The sequence below is a fragment of the Candidatus Allofournierella excrementavium genome (assembly GCF_048526665.1).
GTDB lineage: Bacteria > Bacillota > Clostridia > Oscillospirales > Ruminococcaceae > Allofournierella_A > Allofournierella_A excrementavium.
Map to the genome: position 1 here is coordinate 1 of NZ_DBGFPE010000005.1, position 13,272 is coordinate 13,272.

Annotated in this window: 14 protein-coding genes; 10 read left to right on the forward strand and 4 right to left on the reverse strand. The window is 64.2% G+C overall.

Annotation, left to right across the window (positions count from 1 at the left end; all coding sequences use genetic code 11):
* The first annotated feature begins 918 nt into the window (after positions 1-918).
* The 7 genes from ACMI1Q_RS00850 to gpmI all read left to right on the forward strand — a co-directional run bounded on the left by ACMI1Q_RS00850 (position 919) and on the right by gpmI (position 7,131).
* The gene (locus ACMI1Q_RS00850) at positions 919-1,392 is read left to right on the forward strand and encodes an NfeD family protein (RefSeq protein ID WP_419502477.1); all 474 of its coding nucleotides are present in this window, start codon (positions 919-921) and stop codon (positions 1,390-1,392) included.
* A gap of 51 nt (positions 1,393-1,443) precedes the next feature.
* Positions 1,444-2,346: an SPFH domain-containing protein gene (locus tag ACMI1Q_RS00855; protein WP_177521430.1), complete on the forward strand. Its 903-nt coding sequence runs from the start codon at positions 1,444-1,446 to the stop codon at positions 2,344-2,346.
* 18 nt (positions 2,347-2,364) lie between these two features.
* Positions 2,365-2,793 carry a hypothetical protein gene (locus ACMI1Q_RS00860; RefSeq protein WP_419502478.1) on the forward strand — a complete coding sequence of 143 codons (429 nt, stop codon included), beginning with the start codon at positions 2,365-2,367 and terminating at the stop codon, positions 2,791-2,793.
* 71 nt (positions 2,794-2,864) lie between these two features.
* On the forward strand, positions 2,865-3,287 hold the full coding sequence (locus ACMI1Q_RS00865; RefSeq protein ID WP_419502479.1) for a hypothetical protein: 423 nt from the start codon (positions 2,865-2,867) through the stop codon (positions 3,285-3,287).
* 199 nt (positions 3,288-3,486) lie between these two features.
* The gene (locus ACMI1Q_RS00870; protein WP_419502480.1) at positions 3,487-4,695 is read left to right on the forward strand and encodes a phosphoglycerate kinase; all 1,209 of its coding nucleotides are present in this window, start codon (positions 3,487-3,489) and stop codon (positions 4,693-4,695) included.
* 86 nt (positions 4,696-4,781) lie between these two features.
* On the forward strand, positions 4,782-5,549 hold the full coding sequence (tpiA, locus tag ACMI1Q_RS00875) for a triose-phosphate isomerase (RefSeq protein WP_419502481.1): 768 nt from the start codon (positions 4,782-4,784) through the stop codon (positions 5,547-5,549).
* 61 nt (positions 5,550-5,610) lie between these two features.
* Positions 5,611-7,131: a 2,3-bisphosphoglycerate-independent phosphoglycerate mutase gene (gene gpmI / locus ACMI1Q_RS00880; protein WP_419502482.1), complete on the forward strand. Its 1,521-nt coding sequence runs from the start codon at positions 5,611-5,613 to the stop codon at positions 7,129-7,131.
* Between the two features lie 66 nt (positions 7,132-7,197).
* Here gpmI and ACMI1Q_RS00885 read toward each other — a convergent pair whose 3' ends face one another.
* From ACMI1Q_RS00885 to dapF, 3 genes are all read right to left on the reverse strand, one after another.
* Positions 7,198-7,671 (reverse strand): GNAT family N-acetyltransferase, encoded by a 474-nt coding sequence (locus ACMI1Q_RS00885; RefSeq protein WP_419502483.1) that lies wholly within the window; start codon positions 7,669-7,671, stop codon positions 7,198-7,200.
* 62 nt (positions 7,672-7,733) lie between these two features.
* The gene (locus tag ACMI1Q_RS00890; RefSeq protein ID WP_417025860.1) at positions 7,734-8,135 is read right to left on the reverse strand and encodes a pyridoxamine 5'-phosphate oxidase family protein; all 402 of its coding nucleotides are present in this window, start codon (positions 8,133-8,135) and stop codon (positions 7,734-7,736) included.
* Positions 8,136-8,156: 21 nt separating this feature from the next.
* On the reverse strand, positions 8,157-8,987 hold the full coding sequence (gene dapF, locus ACMI1Q_RS00895) for a diaminopimelate epimerase (RefSeq protein ID WP_419502484.1): 831 nt from the start codon (positions 8,985-8,987) through the stop codon (positions 8,157-8,159).
* Positions 8,988-9,197: 210 nt separating this feature from the next.
* Between dapF and acpP the strand changes: the two genes are divergently transcribed.
* Positions 9,198-9,428 carry an acyl carrier protein gene (gene acpP / locus ACMI1Q_RS00900; protein ID WP_177522187.1) on the forward strand — a complete coding sequence of 77 codons (231 nt, stop codon included), beginning with the start codon at positions 9,198-9,200 and terminating at the stop codon, positions 9,426-9,428.
* Positions 9,429-9,508: 80 nt separating this feature from the next.
* Positions 9,509-10,948: a proline--tRNA ligase gene (gene proS / locus ACMI1Q_RS00905; protein ID WP_419502485.1), complete on the forward strand. Its 1,440-nt coding sequence runs from the start codon at positions 9,509-9,511 to the stop codon at positions 10,946-10,948.
* A 130-nt stretch (positions 10,949-11,078) separates the two neighbouring features.
* On the opposite strand, the gene ACMI1Q_RS00910 is transcribed toward proS, so the two are convergent.
* Entirely contained in the window at positions 11,079-11,735 is a 657-nt protein-coding gene (locus ACMI1Q_RS00910) for a metallophosphoesterase (RefSeq protein ID WP_419502486.1), read from the reverse strand.
* A 165-nt stretch (positions 11,736-11,900) separates the two neighbouring features.
* Between ACMI1Q_RS00910 and ACMI1Q_RS00915 the strand changes: the two genes are divergently transcribed.
* Positions 11,901-13,262 carry a D-alanyl-D-alanine carboxypeptidase family protein gene (locus ACMI1Q_RS00915; RefSeq protein ID WP_419502487.1) on the forward strand — a complete coding sequence of 454 codons (1,362 nt, stop codon included), beginning with the start codon at positions 11,901-11,903 and terminating at the stop codon, positions 13,260-13,262.
* Positions 13,263-13,272 lie beyond the last annotated feature (10 nt).

Here is a 13,272-nt window from a genome sequence, read left to right on the forward strand (position 1 = left end):
GAGCCCGGTTTTCCCCACGTAGTGCGCATCAGAACGGACATTTTCCTTCGTCGTGGAAAATGTCCGGGATGCCGCGTGCGGTGGGGAGAAACCGGGCGAAGCACCTTCCGCCAAACCAACCTTCTCTTGGCCCGGGCGGCGCGGGGACCGGGAAGTTTTGCGCGGGGTGGCCGCGTCCCTGTCCGCCGCCGCACGCGGCGTTTCGGACACGCTGCCCTCGCACCGTGCAGCGTGTTCGCTCCGAGGTGCACTACGCGGCGGCAATGCCGCGGCTGGCTCGGCCTGCATCGTGCAACGGGCCGGGTAGAACAGGGGAGCGCGCCGCCTTGCCGCACTGGGCTGAGGCGGAGCCCGGTTTTCCCCACGTAGTGCGCATCAGAACGGACATTTTCCTTCGTCGTGGAAAATGTCCGAGATGCCGCGTGCGGTGGGGAGAAACCGGGCGAAGCACCTTCCGCCAAACCAACCTTCTCTTGGCCCGGGCGGCGCGGGGACCGGGAAGTTTTGCGCGGGGTGGTCGCGTCCCTGTCCGCCGCCGCACGCGGTGTTTCGGACACTTTGCCCTCAAGCCGGGCAAAGTGTTCGCTCCGAGGCGCACTACGCGGCGGCAGTGCCGCGTCGGGCCCGGCCGGCATCGGGCGGCATGCCAAGCAAAACAGGGCGAAAGCGCCGCCCTGCCTTGCCGCGCCGCCCTCCCCGCCCCGTTTTTTCGCCCGCATTTCCCCGGCCTGCCCCGGCCCCGCCCTGCTGCCCCCTGAGGCCCCCTTTGCACGCCGTGAGCAAAAAATAGGTAAAATCCGCCGTTTTTGTGATATTTCCGCCTTTGCCAATCGTATTTGTTTTTGATAAGATAAAGACAACACCGGTGCCCCGTTTTTTTCGGGGGTGGCGGCCTTTGGCCGCCGGAAAGGAGTCTTTATGTTCGAACCCATCCTCGTGCCCGAAGCCGCGGCCATCGCCGGCTGGCTCATCGCCCTGGCGCTGTTCGTCATTGTGGAGGCCGCCACCGTCAATCTGGTGAGCATCTGGTTCGCCGTGGGCGCGTTGGCCGGGCTCATCACAAGCCTGTTCACGGAGGATCTGCTCTATCAGCTGCTGGCCTTCGCGCTGGTCAGCGCCGCGGCGCTGGCCGTCACAAAGCCGCTGGTGGCCCGCATGCGCAGCCGCAAGCCCGCCGCCGCCCTGGGCCTTGAGCGCAACATCGGCCGCCGCGCGGTGGTGGTGCAGCCCGTGCGCCCCGGCGTGCCCGGCCGTGTGCGGCTGGACGGCGTGGACTGGACCGCCGTCTGCGACACCGCCCTGGACGAGGGCGGCGAGTGCGTCGTCACCGCCGTGGAGAGCACGACCCTGCGGGTGGAGCCCGCAAACCAGCCGGCCGCCGCCGGCGTGTGAACCCTGTCCCCCCTGTACATCTTACAAAAGGAGGAATCGTTTATGCCATTCATGCTGTTCATCATCATCCCGCTGGTGCTGCTGGCCGTCATCCTGCTCATCAGCTGCATCAGCCTCGTGCCTCAGGCCACCGCCTATGTGGTGGAGTGGCTGGGCGTCTACAACGCCACCTGGGAGGCCGGCCTTCACTTCAAGGTGCCCTTCCTGATGCGGGTGGCCAAGAAGGTCAGCCTCAAGGAGCAGGTGGTGGACTTCAAGCCCCAGCCCGTTATCACCCGCGACAACGTCACCATGCAGATCGACACGGTGGTCTTTTTCCAGGTCACCGACGCGAAACTTTTCACCTACGGTGTGGAGCGGCCCATGGCCGCCATCGAGAACCTCACCGCCACCACCCTGCGCAACATCATCGGTGAGATGGAGCTGGACCACACCCTCACCAGCCGCGACGTCATCAATACAAAAATCACCGCCATCCTGGACCAGGCCACCGACAAGTGGGGCATCAAGGTCAACCGGGTGGAGGTGAAGAACATCATCCCGCCCGCCGAGATCCAGGACGCCATGGAAAAGCAGATGAAAGCCGAGCGCCAGCGCCGCGAGGCCATCCTGCGGGCCGAGGGCGAAAAGCGCAGCGCCATCCTGGTGGCCGAGGGCGAAAAGGAGAGCGCCATCCTGCGGGCGGACGCGGTGCGCGAGCAGCGCATCCGCGAGGCCCAGGGCGAAGCCCAGGCCATCATGGAGGTGCAGAAGGCCCTGGCCGACTCCCTCAAGCTGCTGAACGAAGCCGCCCCCAGCGACCGGGTGCTGGCCCTGAAAGGGCTGGAAGCCCTGGAAAAGGTGGCCGACGGCAAAGCCACCAAGCTCATCATCCCCAGCGACATGCAGAACCTCGCCGGTCTCGTGACCTCGGTGAAGGAGATGCTCACCGACGTTCCCGCGGAAAAGAAATAAAAAATAAGGAGAGACCCCATGAACAACACCGAACTCAAAGGCCGCCTGATGCTCAAAGTGGTGGGCATCCTCTACATCATCTTCGCAGCCCTCAGCATCCTCACCGGCCTCATGGCCGTGGTGGGCGGCGCCGCGCTGGGCATCGCCGGCGGCGAGAGCCTGGCCCTGGGCCTGGGCGCCATCGCCATGGTGCTGGGCGTCGTCGCCATCCTCAGCAGCACGTTCAGTCTGGTGGTGGGCATCCTGGGCGTGAAGTGGTGCAACCGTCCCGACAAGGCCGGCGTCCTCTTTGTGCTGGGCATTGTGCTCATCGTGCTGGCGGCGCTGAGCCTGCTGTCCAGCTTCAGCAGCGACAGCAGCACCTCCGTGGTCAGCAGCGTGCTCGGTCTGGTGCTGCCGGTGCTCTACACCCTGGGCGCGTGGCAGAACAAGCAGAGCCTGCAGTGATGCCGCAAGCGGGCCGGGGCGCGGCCCCGGCCCGCTTTTTTCAAAAACTTATGATTTGAGGAGAAAACGCCATGAATGACACACAGCTTGCGGGCAGAACGATGCTCAAAGTGACCGGCATCGTCCTCATCATCCTATCGGCTCTGGGCCTGCTGGGCGGCCTGGCGCTCATCGGCGCGGGTTTAGCCATGGGCACCGACGACGGCCTGGGCTGGGGCCTGGCCACGGCGGTCATCGTCCTGGGGGTGCTGGCCATCCCCACCAGCATTTACAGTCTGGTGACGGCCATCCTGGGCGTCAAGTGGTGTGCCCGCCCCGACAAGGCCCGGGTGCTCTTTGTTCTGGGCGTGGTGTTCATCGTGCTGGCGGCGCTGAACCTGCTCGCCTCCTTCGGCGACGGCAACATCAGCGCCACGGCAGGCGCCGCCGTCCGGCTGGCGCTGGCGGCGTTCTACACCCTGGGCGCCTGGCGCAACAGGCAGGCCCCGCAATGATCGACCGGCGTCGGGCCGGGGCGGCGCGCCCCGGCCCGTTCTGCTGTGTGCTTTTTGTGCAAGTTTCGGGCACGTCCGGGGCAGAGTATCGTTAAAAACATAACGGTAAACGCCTTGCGAAATGCGCGCCGATTGATTATAATAAGGGCAGGTATGCAAATGCCCATGAGAACTTCAAAATCGAGAGGAGAAACAGACGATGGGTTTGGGTAAAAAGACCGTGGAAGAGATGGACGTGCGCGGCAAGCGGGTGCTTGTGCGCTGCGATTTCAACGTGCCGATGAAGGACGGCAAGATCACCAACGACAACCGCATCGTGGCCGCGCTGCCCACGATCAAGAAGCTGATCGAGAACGGCGGCAAGGTCATCCTGTGCAGCCACCTGGGCAAGCCCAAGAACGGCCCCGAGGAGAAGTTCAGCCTGGCCCCTGTGGCGGTGCGTCTCTCCGAGCTGCTGGGCAAGGAAGTCGTGTTCGCCAATGACGACACCGTCGTGGGCGAGAACGCCAAGGCCGCTGTTGCCGCCATGAAGGACGGCGACGTGGTGCTGCTGCAGAACACCCGCTTCCGCAAGGAGGAGACCAAGAACCTGCCTGAGTTCAGCCAGGATCTGGCCAGCATCGCCGACTGCTATGTGAACGACGCTTTCGGCAGCGCTCACCGCGCTCACTGCTCCACCGCCGGCGTGACCGACTACGTCAAGGACACCGCCGTGGGCTACCTGATGGAGAAAGAGATCCGCTACCTGGGCAGCGCCGTGAACGATCCCGTGCGTCCCTTCACCGCCATCCTGGGCGGCGCCAAGGTCGCCGACAAGCTGAACGTCATTGCGAACCTGCTGGAGAAGGTGGACACCCTGATCATCGGCGGCGGCATGGCCTACACCTTCCTGGTCGCCAAGGGCTACGGCGTGGGCACCAGCCTGGTGGACGAGGAGAAGGTGGAGTACTGCAAGGAGATGATGGCCAAGGCCGAGGCCAAGGGCGTCAAGCTGCTGCTGCCTGTGGACACCGTTATCACCGCTTCCTTCCCCGACCCCATCGACGGGCCTGTGGACGTGAAGGTCGTGCCTTCCGATTCCATCCCCGCCGACATGATGGGCCTGGACATCGGCCCCAAGACCCGCGAGCTGTTCGCCGAGGCCGTGAAGGCCAGCAAGACCGTCGTGTGGAACGGCCCCATGGGCGTGTTCGAGAACCCGACCCTGGCCGCCGGCACCCTGGCTGTTGCCAAGGCCATGGCCGAGGCTGACGCCACCACCGTTATCGGCGGCGGCGACTCCGCTGCTGCCGTGATGCAGCTGGGCTACGCCGACAAGATGACCCACATCTCCACCGGCGGCGGCGCTTCCCTGGAGTACCTGGAGGGCAAGGAGCTGCCCGGCATCGCCTGCATCCAGAACGCCTGATTTGTGAGCCCATGCGCCTCAGCCGCCAGCGGCGGCTGAGGCCTTTTGCGGCCCGCCGACAAACGAAAAAAGTGAGGTAACACACCATGGATAAAGCCAACCGCAAAGCCGTCATCGCCGGCAACTGGAAAATGAACAAGACCGCCACCGAGGCCGCCGCTCTCATCGACGAGCTCATCCCCGCCGTGAAGGACGCCGGCTGCGAAGTGGTCATCTGCACCCCCTTCACCAGCCTCGTCACCGCCGTGGAGAAGACCCGCGGAACCAACATCCATGTGGGCGCCGAGAACGTCCACTTTGAGAAGAGCGGCGCCTTCACCGGCGAGATCAGCGCCGACATGCTGGTGGACCTGGGCGTGGAGTACGTCATCACCGGCCACTCCGAGCGCCGCCAGTATTTCGCCGAGACCGACGAGACTGTGAACAAGCGCACCCTGGCGGGTCTGGCCGCCGGCCTGAAGGTCATCGTCTGCGTGGGCGAGAACCTGACCCAGCGGGAGCAGGGCGTCACCGAGGAACTGGTGCGCATGCAGACCAAGATCGCCCTGCAGGGCGTTGACGCCGAGGCCATGAAGAACATCATCATCGCCTACGAACCCGTGTGGGCCATCGGCACCGGCAAGACCGCCACCAGCGACCAGGCCCAGGAGGTCTGCGCCGCCATCCGCAAGGTCCTGGCCGAGCTCTACGGCGAGGCCGTGGCCAAGGCCACCACCATCCAGTACGGCGGCAGCATGAACGCCGGCAACGCCGACGAGCTGCTCTCCAAGCCCGACGTGGACGGCGGCCTGATCGGCGGCGCTTCCCTGAAGGCGGACGCTTTCGCGGCCATCGTCGCCGCCGCCGGCAAGTAAACACCACCGCGGCGCGCCGGCAGCCCCGGCGCGCCCTTTTGCCAAGAAGGAGAAATTTTTTATGTCGAAAAAACCCCTGCTGCTCTGCATCCTGGACGGCTTCGGCTGGGTGCCCGAGCAGAAAGACGGCAACGCCATCGTTGCCGCCAACACCCCGAATCTCGATAAGCTGTTCGCCACCTGCCCCTACACCACCATCGGCGCCTCCGGCATGGACGTGGGCCTGCCCGACGGCCAGATGGGCAACAGCGAAGTGGGCCACACCAACATCGGCGCGGGCCGCATCGTCTACCAGGAGCTCACCCGCATCACCAAGGCCATCCAGGACGGCTCCATCCGTGACAACGCCGCCATCCGCGGCTGCATGGAGGCCGCTGTGAAGAACGGCAAGGCCCTGCACCTGATGGGCCTGCTCTCCGCCGGCGGCGTCCACAGCCACATCCAGCACCTCTTCGGCCTGCTGGACATGGCCAAGGACCTGGGCGTGAAGGAGCTGTACGTCCACGCCATCATGGACGGCCGCGACGTGCCGCCCGACTCCGGCAAGGGCTACATCGCCCAGCTGCAGGACAAGCTGAACGAACTGGGCATCGGCAAGATCGCCACCGTCACCGGCCGCTACTACGCCATGGACCGCGACAACCGCTGGGACCGCGTGGAGAAGGCTTACGCCGCCTTCGTCTACGGCGAGGGCGTGAAGGGCGAGCCGCTCCAGGTGATGGAGAACAGCTACGCCGAGGGCGTGACCGACGAGTTCGTGGTGCCCGCCGTGACCTGCGAGGGCGGCCGCGTGTCCGAGGGCGACAGCGTCATCTTCTTCAACTTCCGCCCCGACCGCGCCCGTGAGATCACCCGCACCTTCGTGGACGACGCCTTCACCGGCTTCGAGCGCCGCAACGGCCGCTTCCCGGTGAACTATGTCTGCTTCACCCAGTACGACGCCACCATGCCCAACGTGGAGGTGGCCTTCAAGCCCCAGAGCCTGGAGAATGTGATGGGCGCCTACCTTGCCGCCTGCGGCAAGACCCAGCTGCGCATCGCCGAGACCGAGAAGTACGCCCATGTGACCTTCTTCTTCAACGGCGGCGTGGAGGCTCCCTTTGAGGGCGAGGACCGGGCTCTCATCCCCAGCCCCAAGGTGGCTACCTATGACCTGAAGCCCGAGATGAGCGCCTACGAAGTGGCCGACGAGTGCGTCAAGCGCATCGAGAGCGGCAAGTACGACGTTATCATCCTGAACTTCGCCAACTGCGACATGGTGGGCCACACCGGCGTGTTTGAGGCCGCCGTGAAGGCCGTGGAGGCCGTGGACGCCTGCGCCGGCAAGGTGATCGACGCCGCCCTGGCCGCCGGCGGCCAGGTGCTGCTCACCGCCGACCACGGCAACGCTGACCGCATGTACGATGTGGACGGCTCTCCCTTCACCGCCCACACCACCAACCCGGTGCCCTTCCTGGTGGCCGGTGCGGGGGATGTGAAGCTGCGGGAGGGCGGCGTCCTGGCGGACATCGCCCCCACCATGCTGAAGCTCCTGGGCCTTGACCAGCCCGCCGAGATGACCGGCAAGAGCATCATCGAGTAAGCCTTAAAAAACAGCAGCGGCCCCCTCCCGGAACCCGGGAGGGGGCCGCTACTGTTTTGTTCCTGTTCAGGCCTGCCGGCGCAGCAGCAGAAGGCGTTGGTCGGTGCCCTCCTCAAAACGGCTCTCGCCGGTGGGGCTGAACCCGTGGGCGGCGTAAAACCGCCGCGCGCCTGCGTTTGCTTCCAGCGCCCAGAGGCGGTCTGCCCCAAAGCGGGCCACGGCGAACTCCAGCAGTGCCGCACCCACGCCCCGGCCCTGAAAACAGGGGTCCACAAAGAGCTTCTCCACCTCCTGGCCGTGAACGCGCACAAAGCCCCGCAGCACCCCGTCGTCCCAGACGAAGGTGCGGGATAGGGCGTCCTGGTCCTCCGCGAGCCGCTGCGCCAGCGGCACCACCTGCATCTCACAGAAAGAATACGGTTCGTCTTTAAAGATGGGGAAGAAGTTCAGCCGGTTGTTGAATACCAATATTTCCGCGATGCGCCCGGCATCCTGGGCCGCCGCGGGACGGATGAAGGACGCGGATGCGCTGTGCTCCATGGAAGCCTCCATTTCAATAGAAAAGCCGGATGGGAAAAGCCTCGTCCGGCGGTATGATCGTGTCAGAATTTCGCCAGCAGCTGCGCGTTGTCCTCGCGGTCGAAGACCATGGCGCTGATGTGGTCCAGATAGATGAGGGCCAGGCGCTTGCCGGTATCCTCGCTGAAGCTCTCCTTCAGGTCCGGCATTTCCGCGAAGGCGGCGGCGTAGGCCTCGGCGCTGGTGTCGAAGTTCACCGTGCCGCGGATGCGCACCCACTCGTCCGACCCAAGGGCGGCGGTCAGCTCCAGGTTGGTGTTGTCCAGCAGCTGCTTGTAGGCCTCCTTGTGCTTGCCCATGGCGATGTAGAAGCGGTCGTTCCAGACCATGTAGTGGTTGATGGGCCGCACACGGGGCAGATAGCCCTCCACGGTGGCCAGATATAAGACCGGACGGCCTTCCAGTACCTTTTTCAGTTCTTCCATGTTCCCTCGCTCCTTACCCACTCAAATGTTCGCTGTGCCGGTGAAGGCGGTGCGGGCGGGGCCGGTCATCAGCACCCGCCAGTCGCTGCCCACCCGGATGGTGAGCGTGCCGCCCAACAGTTCCACCTGCACGTCCTCGCCGGGGCGGCACAAGCCCCCGGCCACGCAGGCCGCCACGCTGGCGCTGGCCCCGGTGCCGCAGGCCAGCGTCTCGCCGCTGCCCCGCTCCCACACCCGCATCTTCAGGCGGTTTGGGCCCAGCACCTGGATGAACTCGGTGTTCACCCCTTCGGGGAATGCCATGTGGTGTTCAAACCCCGGGCCGATCTTTCGCAGGTCCACCCCGGCCACGTCCGGCACCAGCGTCACGCAGTGGGGGTTGCCCACCGACACGCAGGTCACCGGCCAGGCCCGGCCGCCCACCATCAGCTCCTTGCCGATGGCCGGCCCGTCGCCAAAGCCCAGCGCGGGCAGGTCGGCGGGGGCAAAGCTGGCCTTGCCCATCTCCACCTGCCACATGCCATCGCCGCAGCGCTGAAGCGTCTTGATGCCCGCGCGGGTCTCCACCCGGGCCTCGTCCTTCACGAGGCCGTGCTCGAACAGCCACTGGGCCACGCATCGCACGCCGTTGCCGCACATGGAGCCCTCGCTGCCGTCGGCGTTGAACATGCGCATCTTCGCGTCGGCCACGTCGCTGTGGCAGATGCAGATGAGGCCGTCCGCCCCCACGGCAAAATGCCGGGGGCTCAGGGCCACCGCCGCGGCCGCGGGGTCAAAGGAGAGGCCGGCAAGGCAGTCCACATAGATGTAGTCGTTGCCGCAGCCCTCCATTTTGGTGAAATTCAAAACCACCGAGATCTCCCCCCTCCGGGGCGGAAAAGGGCGCATTTCGCCCGCCGCCCGCGCTTTGATTTTATTATAGCGTCAAACCCCGGCCAGCACAAGGAAAACCGCCAAAAAACTTGCTCCAGGCCCTTGACAACCCCTCATAGATAGGCTATAAAATGATATAGTATAAACACACCGCACCTGCGGAGCAACGAAAAGGGAGTTTTAACGATTATGGATACTTTCGAACGCATCCGTGAGCTCTTGGCCGAACAGCTGGACATCGACGAGGACAAGATCACCATGGACAGCGATATTCTTGAGGACTTCGAGGCCGACAGCCTGGACGTGGTGGACATGGTCATGACCCTGGAAGACGAGTTCGGCGTGGAAGTGCCCGACGAGCAGATCGAGAATTTCCACACCGTTGGGGACGTCGTGCGCTACGTCGAGGAGAACAGCTGAAAACACACATGCTGTGATCACGCCCCTGCCGCTGCGGGGGCGTGTTTTTTAATCAAACCGAACAGGAAGGAACGGCGCAAATGAGCGAACAGAAGAAGAAACTGGTGGAGGCCATCACCCCCATCAACGAGGATTTTGCCCAGTGGTACACCGACGTGTGCCTGAAGGCGGAGCTGGTGGACTACTCCAGCGTGAAGGGCTGCATGATCCTTCGCCCCTACGGCTACGCCATCTGGGAGAACATCACCCACATCCTGGACGGCATGTTCAAGGCCACCGGCCATGAGAACGTGGCCATGCCCATCTTCATCCCCGAGAGCCTGCTCCAGAAGGAGAAGGACCACGTGGAGGGCTTTGCCCCCGAGGTGGCCTGGGTCACCCACGGCGGCCTGGACCAGCTGGAAGAGCGCCTGTGCGTGCGCCCCACCAGTGAGACCCTGTTCTGCGACCACTTCGCCCATGTGCTGCACTCCTGGCGCGACCTGCCCATGAAGTATAACCAGTGGTGCAGTGTGGTGCGCTGGGAAAAGACCACCCGCCCCTTCCTGCGCAGCCGCGAGTTCTGGTGGCAGGAGGGCCACACCATCCACGAGACCGCCCAGGAGGCCATCGAGGAGACCGAGCAGCAGCTGAACACCTACGCCGAGCTGTGCGAGAAGTACCTGATGATCCCGGTGGTGAAGGGCAAGAAGACCGACAAGGAGAAGTTCGCCGGCGCGGAGGCCACCTACACCATCGAGGCCATGATGCACGACGGCAAGGCCCTGCAGAGCGGCACCAGCCACTACTTCGGCGACGGCTTCTCCCGCGCTTTTGACGTGCAGTTCACCGGCCGCGACAACCAGCTGCAGTATCCCCATCAGACCAGCTGGGGCGTGTCCACCCGTCTGGTGGGCGCCATCATCATGACCCACGGCGACGACGAGGGCCTCATCCTGCCCCCGGCCATCGCTCCCTTCCAGGTGGTCATCGTGCCGGTGGCCGCCCACAAGCCCGGCGTCACCGAGAAGGCCGAGGAGCTGGCGGAGCGCCTCTCCAAGTTCTGCCGCGTCAAGCTGGACAACTCCGACAACAGCCCCGGCTGGAAGTTCAGCCAGTGGGAGATGAAGGGCGTGCCCCTGCGCCTGGAGATCGGCCCCAAGGACATCGAGAAGAACCAGTGCGTGCTGGTGCGCCGCGACAACCGGGAAAAGACCTTCGTCTCCCTGGACGAGCTGGAGACCGCCATCCCCGCCCAGCTGGACGCTCTGGCCCAGAGCCTCTACGCCCGCGCGCTGGAGAACCGGGAGATGCGCACCTGGACCGCCACCACCATGGACGAGGTGAAGGCCCTGGCGGAAGCGAACAACGGCTACATCAAGACCATGTGGTGCGGCGACGTTGCCTGCGAGGAGAAGATGAAGGAGGAGGCTGGCCTGTCCAGCCGGTGCATGCCCTTTGAGCAGGAGCACCTCTCCGACGTCTGCCCCATCTGCGGCCGTCCCGCCAAGGTGATGGTCTACTGGGGCAAGGCCTACTGAGCAAGTGCCCCCCGGAACAAAACCGCAGCCCGGCCCCTCCGAGGGGTCGGGCTTTTTTGCGCCTGCCGTGCAAAAGGCCGCCGGGAAACTCGTGTTTCCCGGCGGCCTGTGGGTCTGGCTTTCTGCCGTGTCAGTCCAGCGGCACCACCTTCAAAAACACCGCCTGCACCTTGGGGCTGTAGTTCAGGTCTTTGTGATAGCGGCCGAACAGCCACTTTTTGTAGCGGGTGGTCTTCATGATCTGGTCGAAGAAGTTGTGCAGCCAGTTGGGCTGGCCCCGCATCAGCTGGGTGAACTCCAGGATCTGCAGCGGCGCGTCGTGGGTGAGGATGTAGTCCACTTCGCTGCCCGCGGCCTTCAGGTTCTCGGCGCAGTATTCCAGCTCGTCGCTGGTGGGCAGTTCCGCCCGCCACCAGTTGAGACCCTCCTCCCGGTCCTCTTTGTCCCAGCTCTCGGCGCCGCCGAAGCACAGCAGCTTTTTGCCCTCGATCTCCAGAATGCTGCCCCGCTGGATGTAATAGAGGTTGCCGCCGATGTGCCGCGCCCGGCCGCCCATGAAGTCCTCCACGGGGTAGTCCCGCAAAAGGTCAAAGTTCTCGTGGCAGCCGTCGATGAACAGGATGCGATAGCGGCGCTTGGTCAGCCACTTGAGATGCTTTTGCTCCGCCTTGTCGCCGGACCAGAGGAAGCCGAAATCCCCCAGCACGATGAGCGTGTCGCCTTTTTTCAGCTTTTTGATGGCTTTGTCGGCAAAACGCTCGATGTCGCCATGGAGATCGCCGGTCACATAAATCACGGGGGAACACACCTCTTTCACACAAAAAGCCTTTATAAGCGGCCTCAAAACTGCTATAATATATGAGATACCATCCGGGAGGGCCCGGCTCTCTGCCGCCCGCCCCGGCGGGGTCATCTGTGTTTTATTGTAACGCCTTTAAAGGGAAAAGTCTATATGAAAAAAACCATCGCCTTTCTGCTGACCCTTGCGGTCATGGCCGGGCTGCTGGCCCTGCCCGCCTCCGCCGCGGGCTTCACTCCGCCCTTTGATGTGGCGGCTCCCGGAGCCTATGTGGTCAACCTGGACACCAACATCATCGTTTACGAAAAGAACAGCGAGCAGGTGCTGCCCACCGCCAGCACCGCCAAGGTGATGACCGCCATCCTGCTGCTGGAGCAGTATCAGGACCAGCTGGACGCGGTCTCTGTCGCCATGCCCCGTTACATCCAGGACGAACTCTATGGCTCGGGCATGCAGGTGGCGGACATCCGCCCCGGCGAGACCCACACCCTGCGCAACCTGCTGAACGCCATGCTGGTGTACAGCGGCGCCGACGCGGCCATGATCATCGCCGACTATGTGGGCGGCGGCAGCCAGGAGAACTTCGTCTACATGATGAACGCTAAGGCGAAGGAGATCGGCTGCACCGACACCAACTTTGTGGACGCGGTGGGCATGAGCATCGAGAACGTCACCACCGCCCGGGACCTCTACCTGATGTTCCGCTACGCCCTCAGCTTCGACACCTTCAAGGAAGTCATCGCCACCCAGAAGTACGACATGGGCGAGATGCTGCCCCGCTACACGGCGGGCACCTACAACCTGTTCAACACCAACGTGATGATCCGCGAGGGCGCGGGCGCCGAGTTCTACCGCAGCTACTGCATGGGCGGCAAGACCGGCACCCTGGAGGACTGGTCCAATCTGGTGGCCTGGCACAACCAGGATGGCAAGAGCTACATCTCGGTGGTGCTCAACAGCCCCAACTCCTGCGACCAGATCGGCGTCAATTACCTGGACGCCAACGGCAACCCCAAGTATAACCCCGCCGCCTATGAGACGGGCCTGCTGATGGACTGGGTGTTCGAGAGCTTCGACATCCTGCCCGCGCTGGACAAAAACGAGCCCATCGAGCAGGTGCCGGTGAAATACTGCGCTGAGACCGACCGGCTGATGGTCTACCCGGCGGACGACCTGCTCACCATCCTGCCCGTGGGCGCGGACGAGAGCATCACCCAAAAGACCTTCCACCTGCCCGAGAGCGTGTCCGCCCCGGTGAAGCAGGGGGATGTGATCGGCACGGTGGACATCTCCCTCTCCGGCGAGGTCATCGGCACGGTGGAACTGCTGGCCGAGCGCGACCTGGACCGCAACATGGTGCTCTACACCCTGAGCAAGGTGGGCGAGTTCTTCTCCGGCCTCTACTTCAAGGTGCTGATGGTGCTCACCGGGGCCGCGGTGGCGGTGTATCTGGTGCTCTATTTCATCTCGCTGGCAAAGGGGCGCGGCTCCAAAAAGATCCGCCGCCGCTATTGATAAAAGGGAA